General features: G+C 55.4%; 16 protein-coding genes. 8 read left to right on the top strand and 8 right to left on the bottom strand.

Going from position 1 to position 16,036, the window contains the following annotated elements; all coding sequences use genetic code 11:
- Window positions 1–4: 4 nt before the first annotated feature.
- Together ACT3IC_RS18215 and mgrB are read right to left on the bottom strand one after the other, a co-directional pair.
- On the bottom strand, window positions 5–295 hold the full coding sequence (locus ACT3IC_RS18215; protein WP_156654706.1) for a YebO family protein: 291 nt from the start codon (window positions 293–295) through the stop codon (window positions 5–7).
- A 73-nt stretch (window positions 296–368) separates the two neighbouring features.
- Complete coding sequence (gene mgrB / locus ACT3IC_RS18210) at window positions 369–512, bottom strand: PhoP/PhoQ regulatory lipoprotein MgrB (RefSeq protein ID WP_103180034.1); 144 nt, start codon at window positions 510–512, stop codon at window positions 369–371.
- 158 nt (window positions 513–670) lie between these two features.
- On the opposite strand from mgrB, the gene ACT3IC_RS18205 reads away from it, so the two are divergent.
- Complete coding sequence (locus ACT3IC_RS18205; RefSeq protein ID WP_103180035.1) at window positions 671–910, top strand: YobH family protein; 240 nt, start codon at window positions 671–673, stop codon at window positions 908–910.
- Window positions 911–965: 55 nt separating this feature from the next.
- On the opposite strand, the gene kdgR is transcribed toward ACT3IC_RS18205, so the two are convergent.
- Window positions 966–1,757, bottom strand: coding sequence for a DNA-binding transcriptional regulator KdgR (gene kdgR, locus ACT3IC_RS18200; RefSeq protein WP_039030796.1), 792 nt, complete (start codon window positions 1,755–1,757; stop codon window positions 966–968).
- A 178-nt stretch (window positions 1,758–1,935) separates the two neighbouring features.
- Between kdgR and ACT3IC_RS18195 the strand changes: the two genes are divergently transcribed.
- Window positions 1,936–3,309, top strand: coding sequence for an MFS transporter (locus ACT3IC_RS18195; protein WP_103180036.1), 1,374 nt, complete (start codon window positions 1,936–1,938; stop codon window positions 3,307–3,309).
- Between the two features lie 47 nt (window positions 3,310–3,356).
- Here ACT3IC_RS18195 and htpX read toward each other — a convergent pair whose 3' ends face one another.
- From htpX to ACT3IC_RS18175, 4 genes are all read right to left on the bottom strand, one after another.
- The gene (htpX, locus tag ACT3IC_RS18190) at window positions 3,357–4,238 is read right to left on the bottom strand and encodes a protease HtpX (RefSeq protein WP_103180037.1); all 882 of its coding nucleotides are present in this window, start codon (window positions 4,236–4,238) and stop codon (window positions 3,357–3,359) included.
- 195 nt (window positions 4,239–4,433) lie between these two features.
- The gene (prc, locus tag ACT3IC_RS18185) at window positions 4,434–6,482 is read right to left on the bottom strand and encodes a carboxy terminal-processing peptidase (RefSeq protein ID WP_103180038.1); all 2,049 of its coding nucleotides are present in this window, start codon (window positions 6,480–6,482) and stop codon (window positions 4,434–4,436) included.
- Window positions 6,483–6,501: 19 nt separating this feature from the next.
- On the bottom strand, window positions 6,502–7,185 hold the full coding sequence (gene proQ / locus ACT3IC_RS18180) for an RNA chaperone ProQ (RefSeq protein ID WP_103180039.1): 684 nt from the start codon (window positions 7,183–7,185) through the stop codon (window positions 6,502–6,504).
- Window positions 7,186–7,282: 97 nt separating this feature from the next.
- Window positions 7,283–7,780, bottom strand: coding sequence for a GAF domain-containing protein (locus ACT3IC_RS18175; protein ID WP_103180040.1), 498 nt, complete (start codon window positions 7,778–7,780; stop codon window positions 7,283–7,285).
- 131 nt (window positions 7,781–7,911) lie between these two features.
- Between ACT3IC_RS18175 and yebS the strand changes: the two genes are divergently transcribed.
- The 5 genes from yebS to ACT3IC_RS18150 all read left to right on the top strand — a co-directional run bounded on the left by yebS (window position 7,912) and on the right by ACT3IC_RS18150 (window position 13,955).
- The gene (gene yebS, locus ACT3IC_RS18170) at window positions 7,912–9,195 is read left to right on the top strand and encodes a membrane integrity lipid transport subunit YebS (protein ID WP_473478494.1); all 1,284 of its coding nucleotides are present in this window, start codon (window positions 7,912–7,914) and stop codon (window positions 9,193–9,195) included.
- Entirely contained in the window at window positions 9,164–11,797 is a 2,634-nt protein-coding gene (locus ACT3IC_RS18165; protein WP_156654707.1) for a PqiB family protein, read from the top strand. The genes yebS and ACT3IC_RS18165 overlap by 32 nt, the downstream gene beginning before the upstream one ends.
- A gap of 76 nt (window positions 11,798–11,873) precedes the next feature.
- Window positions 11,874–13,316: a 16S rRNA (cytosine(1407)-C(5))-methyltransferase RsmF gene (gene rsmF, locus ACT3IC_RS18160; protein WP_103180043.1), complete on the top strand. Its 1,443-nt coding sequence runs from the start codon at window positions 11,874–11,876 to the stop codon at window positions 13,314–13,316.
- A gap of 103 nt (window positions 13,317–13,419) precedes the next feature.
- Window positions 13,420–13,659 carry a YebV family protein gene (locus ACT3IC_RS18155; protein ID WP_103181101.1) on the top strand — a complete coding sequence of 80 codons (240 nt, stop codon included), beginning with the start codon at window positions 13,420–13,422 and terminating at the stop codon, window positions 13,657–13,659.
- A gap of 104 nt (window positions 13,660–13,763) precedes the next feature.
- Window positions 13,764–13,955 carry a YdfD/YebW family protein gene (locus tag ACT3IC_RS18150; RefSeq protein ID WP_039030805.1) on the top strand — a complete coding sequence of 64 codons (192 nt, stop codon included), beginning with the start codon at window positions 13,764–13,766 and terminating at the stop codon, window positions 13,953–13,955.
- Here the strand turns inward: ACT3IC_RS18150 and pphA are convergent, their stop codons facing one another.
- Window positions 13,956–14,600 (bottom strand): protein-serine/threonine phosphatase, encoded by a 645-nt coding sequence (pphA, locus tag ACT3IC_RS18145; RefSeq protein ID WP_473478489.1) that lies wholly within the window; start codon window positions 14,598–14,600, stop codon window positions 13,956–13,958.
- Between the two features lie 176 nt (window positions 14,601–14,776).
- Here pphA and ACT3IC_RS18140 point away from each other — a divergent pair, with 176 nt between their 5' ends.
- Window positions 14,777–15,724 carry a VirK/YbjX family protein gene (locus tag ACT3IC_RS18140; RefSeq protein ID WP_236560459.1) on the top strand — a complete coding sequence of 316 codons (948 nt, stop codon included), beginning with the start codon at window positions 14,777–14,779 and terminating at the stop codon, window positions 15,722–15,724.
- Window positions 15,725–16,036: the final 312 nt, after the last annotated feature.

Raw genomic sequence — 16,036 nt, 5'->3', positions numbered from 1 at the left:
CCGATTAGCGTTCGGCTACCAGACGAATAAAGTCATCGTCCTGGCTCTTAGCCGTCTCTTCTGGCGCTTTTGGTACCTCTTTCTCTTCCGGCTCATTGGCTTCGCACAGGCGACGCAGCAGGACATTCTGTCGTTTCTGCAGGTCGACTAACTTCTCTAGCAGTTCGATCTGCTCGTTGGTACGGGAGCTCGCGCGATTGACAAAAAACCACAGCACCAGACCCGCAACCAGCAGTACGATCGAGATCGCCAGAGATGCCACGCTGAACATCCCGGAATTTACTAACTCACCCATTTCACTCCCCCATAAAAGCGCCTATTTTACCACTCGCGTTAAGGAAGGAAATCACTTGCGATAAAAATGACAACTACCAGGGGATAAACTTATTGATAGAACAAATACCGCTAAAGAACTGTACATCCTGGTCGCACATCACATTGATGGTCTGCGTCCAAAGTAAAACACAGGCCACTAACACTAAGACCAGAATAACCCAGCGTATTTTCTTCACTCCACTCTCCGTACCGTAACTGCCTGATGCCAGGTTATCATGCGCAACTTAAACCATGCCTAACTGTAACGCGAAGGCGATGCTTTCGGAATCATAGACTTGTTAAAGTAAGTGTATCGATTACGCTAAGCGGCAGTTATTCAAAAAATGAGGTAATGATGCGCTTTTTTATTCGCACATTGATTGTTATAGCACTGGTCTGGACGGGTATACTGCTCGCAGGCTACGGTGTCTTGATCGGCAGTAAAGAGAATGCGGGCGGGCTCGGGATCCAGTGCCAGTATCTCACCGCGCGCGGCGTCAGCACGGCGCAGTATATTCATTCAGACAGCGGTATTATCGGCCTCTCTCGCTGCCCGCTCCTGCGAAAGAGCGAGACAGTGATCGATAACGGCTGATCCCTTGCATAAAAAAACGCCGCCATAAGGCCGCGTTTTTTTATCGCGCTTTCAATCAGAACGGATAGTCGTTGTAACCCATCTGTTCAGAAATCTTACGCGCCGCTGTGTGCAGCATTTCAACATACTCGTGCAGATGCTCTTCAGAGAAACGCAGCGTCGGGAAGGAGATACTCAGGCCGGCAATGACCACACCGAAACGGTCAAATACCGGAACGCCGATGCAGCGCAAGCCTTCTTCCTGCTCCTGGTTATCTTCGCCATAACCTTGTTCACGGACTTTATCCAGCACCTGCAACAGCTCTTCGGTGGTGGTAATGGTGCGCTCAGTGCTGCGTTTGTACTCCACGTTCTCGAGGATCTGCTTCACTTCATCACGGTCGCGCCATGCCAGCAGAACTTTACCGATAGCGGTACTGTAGAGCGGGTTGCGGCGGCCAATGCGTGAGTACATACGCAGGTTATACATGGAATCAATTTTATGGATATAGACGATACTGTCTTCATCCAGCGCCCCCAGGTGCACCGTCTCTTTCGTCAGACGGGAGAGTTCGCGCATCTGAATATCCGCGCTGCGGATCAGATCGACGTTCTGCAGCGCACGAGCGCCCAGTTCAAATAACTTCAGGGTCAGGGAGTACTTTTCGGACTCGCCCTCCTGAGCAACATAACCCAGTGATTTCATGGTCTGTAAAAAGCGATAAACGGTGCTTTTTGACATCATTACACGCTGGGACAGCTCAGTAATACCGATTTCGCGCTCTTCACCAAGCGCCTGCAGGATGCCGAACACCTTTAACACGGATGAAACAGAATCTGGCTGTTTATCCAAATCCGCGATTGCCATTAATCACCTCAACGCAAGTGTTTTATAAAATTCAGAACCGGTTTTTATTATAAATTCGCTCCGGCGTTGCTGCAATCAATCCTGGCTTACCTGGTTACAAATCTGCGACACACAACAGAAATAACAGTGATAATATCCTTACCCTGTTAATAATAACCTCCAATGCTAATTAATTTTCATGACGACTCTCCCCAAAGACGGCCTGCCGCTGCCGCAACGTTATGGTGCCATTGCAACCATTATTATCGGTATTTCAATGGCTGTACTGGATGGCGCTATCGCCAATGTCGCCCTGCCAACCATTGCCAGCGACCTGAATGCCTCCCCGGCCAGCTCAATCTGGATTGTTAACGCCTACCAGATAGCCATTGTTATCTCGCTGCTCTCGTTCTCGTTCCTCGGGGATATGTTTGGCTACCGCCGGGTTTATCAGTGCGGGCTGGCGGTATTTACGCTGACCTCCCTTTTCTGCGCCCTTTCAGATACGCTGCACATGCTGACGCTGGCGCGTATCATGCAGGGGTTCGGCGGTGCGGCGCTGATGAGTGTGAATACCGCGTTGATCCGTCTTATCTATCCTCAGCGACATCTGGGCCGGGGGATGGGGATCAACTCCTTTATTGTTGCCGTGTCGTCTGCGGCGGGCCCAACTATCGCCGCAGCGATCCTCTCGGTCGCGTCCTGGCAGTGGCTATTTTTAATTAACGTTCCACTTGGGATCGTGGCGTTGCTGTTCGCCCTGCGTTTTTTACCGGCCAATGGCGCGAAAAGCAGCATGCCAAAATTCGATCTTCCGAGCGCGGTGATGAACGCCCTCACCTTTGGCCTGCTGATCACCGCCCTGAGCGGCTTCGCTCAGGGACAGTCGCTGATGCTGATTGCGGGCGAGGTCGTGGCGCTGCTGGTGGTAGGCTTCTTCTTCGTGCGTCGCCAGCTGGCACTGCCGGTGCCGTTACTGCCGGTAGATCTGCTGCGTATTCCGCTCTTCTCCCTCTCTATCTGCACCTCTATCTGCTCCTTCTGCGCACAGATGCTGGCGATGGTTTCTCTGCCCTTCTTCCTGCAAAGCGTGATTGGCCGCTCGGAAGTGGAAACGGGCCTGCTGTTAACGCCCTGGCCTCTGGCGACCATGGTAATGGCTCCGCTGGCGGGCCATCTGATTGAGCGGGTACATGCGGGGTTACTGGGCGCGCTGGGACTGGTGGTGATGGCGACAGGTCTTTTCGCTCTCGCCCTGCTGCCTGCGGCACCTCACGATCTGGATATTATCTGGCGGATGGTGCTGTGCGGGGCGGGCTTTGGCCTGTTTCAGTCACCGAATAACCATACCATTGTTACGGCAGCGCCTCGCCACCGCAGCGGCGGCGCCAGTGGGATGCTGGGCACTGCCCGCCTGCTGGGACAGAGTACCGGCGCGGCACTGGTGGCGTTGATGTTCAACCTGGCCGGACAAAGCGGCACGCATCTGGCGCTGTTGACCGCCGGCACGCTGGCCACCGTCGCGGCCATCATCAGCGGGTTGCGGGTGACCCAGCCTCATTCACAGCCATAAAAAAAGCGCGTCTTTGGACGCGCTTTTTTATTAGCAAACCGAGGCCGTTATTTCAGGTATTCACCGTTACGCAGCGCTGCGATACGCTTATCCAGCGGCGGGTGAGACATAAACAGCTCGCTCAGGGATTTTGATTTACCGTTGATGCAGAATGCCATCATGCTTGAGGCTTCCTGCGGTTCATAGCTGGTTTTCAGACGCTGCAGCGCAGCAATCATCTTCTCGCGTCCCACCAGTTTGGCTGAACCCGCATCCGCATGGAATTCACGGTGACGGGAGAACCACATGGTGATGATGCTTGCCAGAATACCAAATACCAGCTCCAGCACCATAGAGACCGCGAAGTAGATCAGTGGGTTACCGTTACTTGATTCGCCTTCCTCACGATCGCCCCCCATAAAGCCTGCGGCAATCTGGGCAATAATACGCGAGATAAAGATAACGAAGGTGTTCACGACACCCTGAATCAGGGTCATGGTCACCATATCGCCGTTCGCAATGTGACTGATCTCGTGGGCGATAACCGCTTCGGCTTCATCACGGCTCATGTTCTGCAACAGGCCGGTACTCACCGCAACCAGAGAGGCGTCGCGACGCGCGCCGGTGGCGAAGGCGTTGATATCCGGCGCGTGATAGATCGCCACCTGCGGCATGGCGATACCCGCCTGACGGGACTGGTTAGCAACGGTGGTCATCAACCACTGTTCCATATCGTTACGCGGTTGCTCAATAACCTCGCCGCCAACGGACTTAAGTGCCATCCACTTGGACATCAGCAGTGAGATAAAGGAGCCACCAAAACCAAACAGCAGCGCCATAATTAACAAACCCTGAACGCTGCTCGACTGAATTCCTGTCAGGCTGAGCACCAGCCCGAATACCACCATGACCGCCAGGTTGGTGAGCAGGAAGAGCGCGATTCGCATCATAATATTCTTTTAACCTCAGTTTAACAAAACGCACTATGCGATTACCCACATCGTATGGGTATTCCGTATATTTTCAAGGATTGCAGCGGCGTAAGTCACCAGAAAGACACAACTTTACACAATAAAAGGAATGCCTGACGGCAGGATGCGGTTAACAAAAAAACAGGCACAATTTCTTGTGCCTGTCAGGGGAGATTATTTAGCCGGAGCGGGATTCCCGGCTGGCTTATCTTTTTCCAGTTTCGCCAGATCGATAGCGATTTTTACCGTCTCATCAAGATAGGGATCCGGCTCCTGATAATCCTTCGGCAGGTCATCCAGTTTTTTGAGGGCTGGCTTTCCTTCGCGTTTGAAGCGGTCGTTGATCCGCGCCAGACGCGTTGCATCATCCTCTTCGTTCTCTTTCAGACGCTGCGCGTAGTTCAGAGAGACGATATTGCGTTTCGCCTTCAGGGCGTTAAAGCGGGCAATATCTTTGATGATGTACTGGAACTCAGGATCTTTGGCAATGCGATCGTCATGCTGCTTCAGCAGCGCCGGACCAAACGGAGTCATGTCGCCCGACTTCACGAAGGTGGCAGCGTTTACGCTATCCCACGGCAACGCGTTATCTTCAAACTTCTCACCTGTTTCGGTCTCTTCGTTGCCCGTCGGCATGATGATATCCGGAGTCACGCCTTTACGCTGGGTACTGCCGCCATTCACGCGGTAGAACTTCTGAATGGTGTACTGCACCGAGCCCAGCGCTGGCCATTCCGGACGCAGCATCTGATCGTAAATACGGTTCAGGGAGCGATACTGCTGTACCGTACCCTTACCGAAGGTCGGTTCGCCAACAATCAGCGCGCGGCCATAATCCTGCATGGCGGCAGCAAAGATCTCTGAGGCCGAAGCACTGAAGCGATCGACCATCACCACCAGCGGCCCTTTGTAGTAGACAACGCCATCGGTATCCGCGTCTTCACGCACTTTACCGTTATTGTCGCGAACCTGTACCACCGGGCCGGACGGGATAAACAGGCCCGAAAGCGAAACCGCCTCGGTCAGGGCGCCACCGCCGTTGCTACGCAGATCGATAATTACGCTCTTAACGTTCTGTTTTTCCAGTTTCTGCAGTTGGACTTTGACGTCGTCCGTCAGGCCCACATAGAAACCAGGAATATCCAGCACGCCAACCTTGTCTTTACCCACGGTTTTCACCGACATTTTCACCGCGCGATCTTCCAGACGGATGCGCTCGCGGGTCAGGGTAACGATACGGGTCTTGGTGCCTTTACCCGCTGGCAGAATTTCCAGACGGACTTTACTGCCTTTCGGCCCTTTGATCAGGGCAACCACATCATCCAGACGCCAGCCGATGACATCGACCATGCTCTGACCAACCTGACCGACACCCACAATGCGATCGCCTACGCTTATCGCCTTGCTTTTGGCAGCCGGACCGCCGGCAACCATGGAGTTAATCACGGTGTAATCGTCGTCCATCTGCAGCACCGCGCCGATCCCTTCAAGGGAGAGGCTCATCTCGGTGTTGAACTGCTCGGTGTTGCGCGGAGAGAGATAGTTAGTATGCGGATCGATTTCGTGCGCGAAGGCGGTCATCGCCAGCGAGAAAACATCTTCACTGTTGGTCTGCGCCAGGCGACGAATAGCAAATTTGTAGCGGCGGGTCAGCGTTTCGCGGATCTCTTTCTCATCCTTACCGGTGAGTTTGAGGCTCAGCTCGTCATACTTAACTTTGCTGTCCCACAGCTGATTCAGCTCGGCTTCATCTTTTGGCCACGGCGACTTGCTGCGGTCAAGATTAAAGGTGTCGTTACCCGTGAAGTCCATTGGACGTTCAAGCACCTTAAGCGCGTATTGATAGCGCTCAAAACGGCGTTTCTGCGACAGATTATACAGGTCGTAGAACAGGTCCAGCTTGCCGCTGCGTAACTCATCCCCGACCTGGGTCTGCTTTTTGGCAAATTGTTCGACATCGCTCGCCAGCAGGACGTTATGGCTGTAGTCCAGCAGGTTCAGATAGCGGTCGAAAATTTTTGTCGAAAAAGCCTGGTCGAGATCGAACTGACGATAGTGCGAACGGGTGAAGCGCGACGTGACGCGCTCACTCACCGTCGCGTGCTGAGTCTCTTCCTTCAGAACCGGAATCTGATCGACACGCGTAATCTCGTCCACAGCGAAAGCGTGGCCTGTTATCGCAAACAGGCCAGCCAGCGCGGTGAGCTTAAAAAATGTGTTCATGCCGGGCTTGGCCTCCGTTTTAGAACAACAAGTGTTCTGCGCGTACAATCATTGACAGACCAGAAGTCAGCTGTACACGAACGCCATCTTTGGTGATTTCCTGTACGGTGGCATCCATAGCATTGTTACCCGCTTTTACCTTCAGAGACTGACCGACGCTCAGGGCGTTAATGTCAGAAACCGGAGTGTGGCGCGGCTCTTCACGAGGCGCACGCGGGGCTTTTGCCGGTTGCTCAGCACGAGGCTTACGCTCGGTATTCTCTTTGCGACGCGGTGCAGGACGTGGCTTGCGCTCACGGCGAGGCGCTTCTTCCTGGCCATTGGCCGCAGCCGCTTCGCGTTTTTTCGCCTGCTGTTCAGCACGCTGAGCCTGAACGCGCGCTTTGGCTTCTTCAAGCTGCTTACGCGCATGCTCTACGTGCTGCTCGTCCAGCACGCCGCACGGGTTGCCGTCGAGGTCAACACGCGTTGCGCCCGCTTTAATACCGTAAAGGTAACGCCAGCTCGAAGTATAAAGACGTAAGGCGGAGCGGAGTTGGGTTTTGCTGAGGTTCATCTCACCTTCAACACGCTCTACCAGATCCTGAAAAATACCAATTTTCAGGGGACGAGCTTCGCCCTCGGCACTAAAACATTGAGGAAAACGTTCGGCCAAAAACGCGATAACTTCTTTACTGCTATTCAACTTAGGTTGATTTTCCATGAAATTTCCTGATTACAACGGACGTTGCCGACAAGCCGCAGGCATGAACAGGCGTCATTATAATGACGCCATCCGTAAATGCTACGTTATCCGTTGATTATCCTGCGACGCTCGCAAAGAATTTATGATAATCGGTCGCGGCGAGAACCTGTTCCAGATTCCCTACCACCTCGCGCAGCCCCTGTTCGTCCTCGGGGGTAAAGCGATTGAAGACCGTGCTGTCGATGTCCAGAACACCAATAATCTGATTCTCCACAGTCAGTGGCAGCACGATTTCAGCGTTGCTGGCGCTGTCGCAGGCGATATGCCCGTCGAACGCATGAACGTCATCCACGCGCTGCACCTGGTTTTGTGCTACCGCCGTACCGCAAACCCCGCGCCCAACCGGGATACGGACGCAGGCCAGTTTGCCCTGAAACGGCCCCAGCACCAGCGTGTCGCCTTCCAGCAGATAAAAACCGGCCCAGTTCACATCGGACAGACGTTCAAAGAGTAACGCGCTGGTGTTCGCCAGGGTGGCCAGGAAACTGGTTTCACCTGCCATCAATGCCTGGAAATCGCGGTTTAAGTCCGCGTAGAATTCTGTTTTGTTCATTATTCAATCACTTGGTTGTCTTACAAAATTACAGCATAGCCTATTAAAATACGCATTATTTGCGTTCATGCTCAAGATGAATCAATTCATGAGTTAAGATAACTATTAACTATCCCTTTTTAGCGCGACCGATGGCTCTTAAATCACCGAAAATAATGCCGACGAAAAAGATCACTGTGCACACGGTCGGCGATGCGCTGCCTCGTGCACATTATCAGCGTTGCCCGCAATGCGATACGCTTTTTACGTTGCCAAAGATGAAATCATACCAAAGTGCTTTCTGCCCGCGCTGCAACGCAAAAATCCGCGATGGCCGCGACTGGTCGCTGACCCGGCTGGCGGCGATGGCCGTGACCATGATGCTGCTGATGCCCTTCGCCTGGAGCGAGCCCCTGCTTCAGCTGCACCTGCTGGGCGTGCGCATCGACGCGAATCTGTTGCAGGGGATCTGGCAGATGACCCGCCAGGGCGATCCCCTGACGGCCTCCATGGTGCTCTTCTGTACCGTCGGCGCGCCGGTGGTGCTGGTGGCGGCGATAGCCTATCTGTGGTTCGGCAATATTCTGGGTATGAACCTTCGCCCGGTGCTCCTGATGCTTGAGAAGCTCAAAGAGTGGGTGATGCTGGATATCTACCAGGTAGGGATCGTCGTGGCCTCAATCAAAGTGCAGGACTACGCTTATCTGCAGCCGGGCTCTGGCCTGTTCGCCTTTATCGCGCTGGTGATATTGAGCGTCCTGACCCTGATTCACCTCAACGTGGAGCAGCTCTGGGAGCGCTTCTACCCGCAGCGCCCCGCCACCCGCTACGATCCGGCACTGCGGGTCTGTCTGGGCTGCCACTATACCGGCCTGCCCGACGCGCGGGGCCGCTGTCCGCGCTGCCATATTCCCCTGCGCCTGCGGCGGCATAACAGCCTGCAGAAATGCTGGGCGGCGCTCATCGCCTCGCTGATATTTCTGATCCCGGCTAACCTGCTGCCGATTTCGGTGATTTATGTCAACGGCGCGCGGCAGGAGGATACCATTATGTCGGGCATCGTCTCGCTGGCCCACAGCAACATCGCCGTGGCTGCGATCGTCTTTATCGCCAGTATTCTGGTGCCCTTTACCAAAGTGGTGGTGATGTTTACTCTGCTCGTGAGCATTCATTTCAAATGTGAGCAGGGGCTGAGAACCCGCATACTGTTGTTGCGTTTCGTGACCTGGATTGGCCGCTGGTCAATGCTGGATCTGTTTGTTATTTCGTTGATGATGTCGCTGATCAATCGCGATCAGCTCCTTGCTTTTACTATGGGACCCGCAGCGTTCTATTTCGGCTCTGCGGTGATTTTGACTATTCTTGCAGTGGAATGGCTGGATAGCCGCTTACTTTGGGATGCACATGAGTCAGGAAACGCCAGCTTCGCCGACTGAAGCGCGAGTTAAAACAAAACGTCGTATTTCGCCATTCTGGTTATTGCCGGTTATCGCTCTGATGATCGCCGGCTGGTTAATCTGGACCAGCTACGAAGATCGCGGCAATACCATCACCATTGACTTCCAGAGCGCCGACGGCATCGTTGCAGGCCGAACGCCCGTCCGTTTTCAGGGGGTTGAGGTGGGCACCGTCCAGGATGTTTCCCTGGACAAGAACCTGAATAAAATTGAGGTTCGCGCCAGCATCAAATCCGATATGAAAGATGCCCTGCGCGATGAGACCCAGTTCTGGCTGGTTACGCCCAAAGCCTCGCTGGCGGGCGTCTCCGGGCTGGATGCGCTGGTCGGGGGTAACTATATCGGCATGATGCCGGGCAAAGGTGAGCCAAAGGATCACTTTACCGCCCTCGACACGCAGCCGAAATACCGGCTTAACAATGGCGATCTGATGATCCATCTGCATGCAGCGGATCTGGGCTCCTTAAACAGCGGCTCGGTGGTCTATTTCCGTAAGATCCCCGTTGGCCGCGTATATGACTACGCCATCACCCCTAACAAGCAGGGGGTGGTTATCGATGTGCTGATTGAGCGACGCTTTACCTCGCTGGTGAAAAAAGGCAGCCGGTTCTGGAACGTCTCCGGCGTGGATGCCGACCTGAGCCTGAGCGGGGCCAAAGTGAAGCTTGAGAGCCTGGCGGCGCTGGTGAACGGCGCAATCGCCTTCGATTCACCGGAAGGTTCTGAGCCCGCTACCCAGGAAGATGATTTCGGCCTGTATAAAGATCTGGCTCACAGCCAGCGCGGCGTGATTGTGAAGCTCACCCTCCCCTCGGCGGATGGCCTGAAGGAGGATTCCACCCCGCTGATGTACCAGGGGTTACAGGTCGGGCAGCTCACCAAAATGACGCTTAACCCTGGCGGGCTGGTAACCGGTGAGATGACCGTTGACCCCAGCGTGGTCGATCTGCTGCGTAAAAACACCCGCATAGAATTACGTACGCCGAAACTGACGCTCAGCAACCCCAGCGTCAGCAGCCTGCTGACCGGCAGTACGTTTGAGCTCATTCCCGGCGGCGGCGAACCGGTTAACCAGTTTGTCATCGCCCCGGCCGATAAGGCGCTGCTGCAAAAACCCGGCGTACTGACCGTGACCCTCAACGCACCGGAAAGCTACGGCATCGACGCCGGCCAGCCGCTGATTCTGCACGGGGTGCAGATTGGCCAGGTGCTTGAGCGCAACTTAACCAGCAAAGGCGTCACCTTTGCGGTGGCGATTGATCCGCAGTACCGCGAGCTGGTGCATGGCGACAGTAAATTCGTGGTTAACAGCCGGGTGGACGTGAAAGTCGGACTCGACGGCGTCGAGTTCCTGGCGGCCAGCGCCAGCGAGTGGATCAGCGGCGGGATCCGTATCCTGCCGGGTGAGAAAGGCGCCATGCGCGACAGCTATCCGCTGTATGCCAATCTCGATAAAGCCCTGGAAAACAGCCTGAGCGATCTGCCGACCACCACCCTGACGCTGGTGGCCGACACCCTGCCGGATGTGCAGGCGGGCTCGGTGGTGCTGTATCGTAAATTTGAAGTGGGTGAAGTGATCCTGGTGCGCCCGCGCGCCAATGCCTTTGATATCGAACTGCATATCAAACCGGAATACCGCAAGCTGTTGACCAGCAACAGCGTGTTCTGGGCTGAGGGCGGGGCCAAAGTGCAGCTTAACGGCAGCGGCCTGACGGTGCAGGCCTCTCCGCTCTCCCGCGCGCTGCGCGGGGCCATCAGCTTCGACAACCTGAGCGGGGCCAGCGCCAGTCAGCGTAAAGGCGACAAGCGGATCCTCTATCCTTCTGAGACCGCAGCGCGTGCAGTCGGCAGTCAGATCACCCTGCATGCCTTTGACGCGGGCAAGCTCTCCGAAGGGATGCCGATACGCTATCTGGGGATCGATATCGGGCAGGTCCAGAGCCTGAAGCTGATCACCGCCCGCAATGAAGTGCAGGCCACGGCGGTGCTCTACCCGGAATATGTCGACAACTTCGCCCGCACCGGGACGCGCTTCTCGGTCATCACCCCGCAGATCTCCGCGGCGGGCGTTGAGCATCTCGATACCATTCTGCAGCCCTATATCAACGTGGAGCCCGGACAGGGTAAATCGCGCCGCGACTTCGAGCTGCAGGAGGCGACCATCACCGATTCACGCTATCTCGATGGCCTGAGCATTGTGGTGGAGGTCCCGGATGCAGCATCCCTTGATATCGGTACACCGGTGCTGTTCCGCGGTATGGAAGTGGGTACGGTCACCGGCCTGTCGCTGGGGACGCTCTCGGATCGGGTGATGGTAGCCCTGCGTATCAGCGATCGCTATCAGCACCTGGTGCGTAACAACTCCGTCTTCTGGCTGGCCTCCGGCTACTCGCTCGACTTCGGCCTGACCGGCGGGGTGGTGAAAACCGGGACCTTTAATCAGTTTATCCGCGGCGGTATCGCCTTTGCGACGCCGCCTGGCACCCCGCTCGCGCCGAAATCTCAGCCTGGCAAGCACTTCCTGCTGCAGGAGAGCGAACCGAAAGAGTGGCGCACCTGGGGAACGGCCCTGCCACGATAACCCCTACGCTCCGGTGTCAACCCACCGGAGCGTTTGTGGTACACTGCGCGCCTCTTTGACTCCCTGTGGTGCGCTCGTGTCTCAACGTTCCGTCTATTTGCCAGAAGAATTTCTGGCACAAATGCGCCAGGCTCTGCCTGACCCTCTCTCTCTTGATGCGTTTATCGCTGCCTGCCAGCGCCCGCTGCGCCGCAGCCTGCGCGTCAATACCCTGAAAATCAGCGTGGCGGATTTTCTCACGCTTGTCGCCCCCTACGGCTGGCAGCTCACCCCTGTGCCGTGGTGCGAAGAGGGATTCTGGATCGAGCGTGACGACGAAGAGGCGTTGCCGCTGGGCAGTACCGCAGAACATCTGAGCGGGCTCTTCTATATTCAGGAAGCCAGCTCCATGCTGCCGGTTGCTGCGCTGTTTGCCGATGGCAATATGCCCGCCCGGGTGATGGACGTGGCGGCCGCCCCCGGCTCCAAAACCACCCAGATCGCCGCGCGGATGAACAACCAGGGCGCGATCCTCGCCAACGAGTTCTCCGCCAGCCGCGTTAAGGTGCTGCACGCGAATATCAGCCGCTGCGGGATCAGCAACGTGGCGCTCACCCATTTCGATGGCCGCGTGTTTGGCGCCGCCCTGCCGGAAGCTTTCGATGCGATCCTGCTGGACGCCCCCTGCTCCGGCGAAGGGGTGGTGCGAAAAGATCCCGATGCGCTGAAAAACTGGTCCGTTGCCAGCAACCTGGAGATCGCCGCCACCCAGCGCGAGCTTATCGACAGCGCCTTCCACGCCCTGCGTCCGGGCGGCACGCTGGTCTACTCCACCTGCACCCTGAACCGCGACGAAAACGAAGCCGTTTGTCTGTGGCTGAAAGAGCAGTACCCGGATGCCGTTGAATTCCTGCCGCTTAACGACCTGTTCGCCAGTGCCGGGGACTGCGTCACGCCTGAAGGCTTCCTGCACGTCTTTCCGCATATTTACGATTGCGAAGGCTTTTTCGTGGCGCGCCTGCGTAAAAAGGCCGCCGTTGCACCGCTGCCCGCTCCCAAATATAAGGTCGGAAACTTCCCGTTCACGCCCCTTAAAACCCGCGAAGCCCAACAGATTACTGCCGCCGCTAACCAGGCGGGCCTGTTCTGGGACGACAGTCTGCGTCTGTGGCAGCGAGATAAAGAGGTGTGGTTATTCCCGACAGAGATTGAGCCGCTGATCGGCAAAGTGCGCTTCTCCCGTCTTGGCCTGCGCCTGGCGGAGACGCACAACAAAGGCTATCGCTGGCAGCATGAAGCGGTGATCGCGCTGGCAGGCCAGCACAACACCTTTGCCTTAACCCAGGCGGAAGCGGAAGAGTGGTATCGCGGACGCGATGTCTGGCCACAAACAACCCCGTCCGGGGATGATGCGGTAGTGACCTGGCAGGGCTTCCCAATAGGCATGGCGAAAAAAGTGGGCTCGCGGCTTAAAAACAGCTATCCGCGCGAGCTGGTTCGCGATGGCCGCTTGTTTACCGGTAACGGTGAAACGCGCTAAAAAAAGCACTTTTTTACTGGCGCTTTTGCTCTTCATTGTCCAGGCTGAAAAGTGGGCGACTATACTGGTCGTACCAGAACACAGCGTGATCATGGAGAGCATTATGACGAAAACCAATGTGCGCATTGGCGCATTCGAAATCGATGATGCCGAGTTAAGCGGCGATACGCAGGGCGAACGAACGTTAACCATCCCCTGCAAGTCCGATCCCGACCTTTGCATGCAGCTCGATGCATGGGATGCAGACACCAGCGTCCCGGCAATCCTCGATGGCGAACACTCAGTCCTTTACCGTGAGCATTACGATCAAAGTTCCGATGCCTGGATCATGCGCCTTGCCTGATTCAAAGAGAACCCGCCCGCAGGCGGGTTATTTATTCTCATAATCTCCTCTTCCCTGAATCATCCCCTACAATATCAATATGGTAGTAAATGCTGAGGGGCATGATGTACGCACTGGTGTTATTTATCTGTTATCTGGACGCAGGCTGTGAAGATCTGGTGGTGGATGTGTATCGCACCGAACCGCAGTGTGAGGCCTCGATGGACGATCAGCGTATTCGTCACGGCGGCTGTTATCCGGTTGAAGACTTCATCGACGGCTTCTGGCGTCCGGCGCAGGAGTATTCCGACCTGTAATCACTGTAGCTGCGCCAGGGTCAACGCGCCGCCAAATACCGCCCCGGTGTCGATATAGTGCAGGTTCTGGCAGTCATAACGTGTTTTGAGCGGTGTGTGCCCGAACCAGAAGTGATCCGCCCCAGCGATCCCCGCCTCTTTGCCGCTCATCAGTTCCCGCAAGCGTGCCCTGTCCCAGAGGACGCTTTGCTTGTTGACCGGCTTGTCCCGCACGTAGTGGGAGGACGGGTAATTGGCATGAGCAATAACATTCACGCCGTTGGCGCAGGCAATTTCGATAATCCACGGCAGGGTCTCACTGCGCCTGAGCAACGCCAGCGCCTGCGCCTGCTGTTCACCCTTTAATTGTGCTAACCAATTGCCGCCATTCATCATCCACAGGCCAAAATCATTATTCTGCAGCGCGTCCAGCGCCATCTGCTCATGGTTGCCCCGCACGGCATAAAACCACGCTTCATTTATTAACTGCAGGCATTTCACGCTATCCGGTCCGCGATCGATTAAATCGCCAACGCAAATAAGTAAATCCTCATACGGGTTAAAATGCCGCTGCCGCAGATCTGCCATAAGCATTTGATAACAACCGTGAAGATCGCTTACCACCCAGACGTGTCGCCAGTTGTGACCATCAAGATTGAGATACATAGCGCCCCCTCATGATCAGTATAGCCCCTGGAATGCTGACAATAAGATGAGCGGTAACTGGGGTTAGGAATAACCTCAATCGACATTAAACAAAGCGGAAATAAAGGTTTAGCAACGCTTAAATGATTATCCGATGGCCTTTAAGATAATTGCAGAAATATAAAGAGGTCTTCATCGTGTCTAATACCATCCTGCCTGCTGAGCTGTCTTTAACGCACCGTTCTTCTGTTATTTTCGCCCTGGCGAAGGGCGAGTTTATGCCCGGCCCGCTGTGGCATAAACGCGATTACAGGCTGAAATTTTTCCTGCGCTCCCTGCTATTCTGGTCCTCAACCACCCGCATGCTGGAGACGCTCTCCCGTCGCGATGATTTTCCGCTGTTGTTAAAAGCACAAACTACGCTACCGGTAAAAACCCAGCGTCAGTATCTCACTCGCGGATTTCGTGCCGGTGAGCGGGCTAACGCCATCCTGCACCATTACGCCTGGCTTGATGCGCTGCCGGACGCCAGCCTTGCGCGGAGCTTTAGCAGCCCGACTCCACTTTCGCTGCTGCAGTTCGCCACTAAAGACGATGCGCACTATACGATTTACGCCAGCAGCGCGGTGAAGGCCGAACGCGAGGGCGAAACCACGCTCTGGCTACGGGCCGGGGATAACACCCTGCTGGCGAGCCTGACCTTCAGCGTTGTTGAGGAGAAGGGCCAAAGTGCGCTGGTGATTGGCGGCCTGCAGGGGCCGCGTAAGGACGTAGGGCGGGAGACGATCAAAAATGCCACCCGCGCCTGTTATGGCCTGTTTCCAAAAAGGATCTTGCTGGAAGCGATCTTCAATCTGGCGAAGCAGTCAGGTATCAGCGCCATTTATGGTGTGAGCGATGAAGGCCATGTTTTTCGCGCCCTGCGCTATCGTCTGAGTAAAGGTCGTCATCTGCATGCCAGCTATGACGAATTCTGGCAATCGCTGGGCGCTAAGTCGTGCGGTGCATTTCGCTGGGCCCTGCCAGCAGGTATGGAGCGCAAAGCGATCGACAGCATTGCCAGTAAAAAACGCGCGGAATACCGCCGCCGTTTTCAACTGCTTGATGAGATTGAATGCGGCATCAGCGCACGTTTTTGCCGCTAATCTCTGCTTTCATCGGTAACAGCTAAAAATTTAACAAAACCGCTAAAAAGCACTGGACTTCCGCCGGGCGTAGTGTGGTATGGTTTAACGAAGAACAGAGAATGTTGCCCATCTGTTAAAGTCCGCAACGGGAAAAGGCGTTTACTTTCAACAGATAAAAAGAGACCGAATACGATTCCTGTATTCGGTCCAGGGAAATGGCTCTTGGGAGAGAGCCGTGCGCTAAAAGTTGGCATTAATGCAGGCTAAGTCGCCTTGCACTTTAAGAATAGATGACGACGCCAGGTTTTCCAGTCCGCAGCAAAAGTGGCC

This window comes from Leclercia sp. GHBNCSD, assembly GCF_055805075.1.
Note: the sequence above shows the minus strand (reverse complement) of the source record. Positions and strands in the feature narration are given on the sequence as shown.

Bases quoted from the DNA above. Each gene is read 5' to 3' on its own strand.
- ACT3IC_RS18215 (WP_156654706.1), bottom strand. From the start codon at position 295: ATGGGTGAGTTAGTAAATTCCGGGATGTTCAGCGTGGCATCTCTGGCG.
- ACT3IC_RS18205 (WP_103180035.1), top strand. From the start codon at position 671: ATGCGCTTTTTTATTCGCACATTGATTGTTATAGCACTGGTCTGGACG.
- kdgR (WP_039030796.1), bottom strand. From the start codon at position 1,757: ATGGCAATCGCGGATTTGGATAAACAGCCAGATTCTGTTTCATCCGTG.
- ACT3IC_RS18195 (WP_103180036.1), top strand. From the start codon at position 1,936: ATGACGACTCTCCCCAAAGACGGCCTGCCGCTGCCGCAACGTTATGGT.
- htpX (WP_103180037.1), bottom strand. From the start codon at position 4,238: ATGATGCGAATCGCGCTCTTCCTGCTCACCAACCTGGCGGTCATGGTG.
- prc (WP_103180038.1), bottom strand. From the start codon at position 6,482: ATGAACACATTTTTTAAGCTCACCGCGCTGGCTGGCCTGTTTGCGATA.
- proQ (WP_103180039.1), bottom strand. From the start codon at position 7,185: ATGGAAAATCAACCTAAGTTGAATAGCAGTAAAGAAGTTATCGCGTTT.
- ACT3IC_RS18175 (WP_103180040.1), bottom strand. From the start codon at position 7,780: ATGAACAAAACAGAATTCTACGCGGACTTAAACCGCGATTTCCAGGCA.
- yebS (WP_473478494.1), top strand. From the start codon at position 7,912: ATGGCTCTTAAATCACCGAAAATAATGCCGACGAAAAAGATCACTGTG.
- ACT3IC_RS18165 (WP_156654707.1), top strand. From the start codon at position 9,164: ATGAGTCAGGAAACGCCAGCTTCGCCGACTGAAGCGCGAGTTAAAACA.
- ACT3IC_RS18155 (WP_103181101.1), top strand. From the start codon at position 13,420: ATGACGAAAACCAATGTGCGCATTGGCGCATTCGAAATCGATGATGCC.
- ACT3IC_RS18150 (WP_039030805.1), top strand. From the start codon at position 13,764: ATGTACGCACTGGTGTTATTTATCTGTTATCTGGACGCAGGCTGTGAA.
- pphA (WP_473478489.1), bottom strand. From the start codon at position 14,600: ATGTATCTCAATCTTGATGGTCACAACTGGCGACACGTCTGGGTGGTA.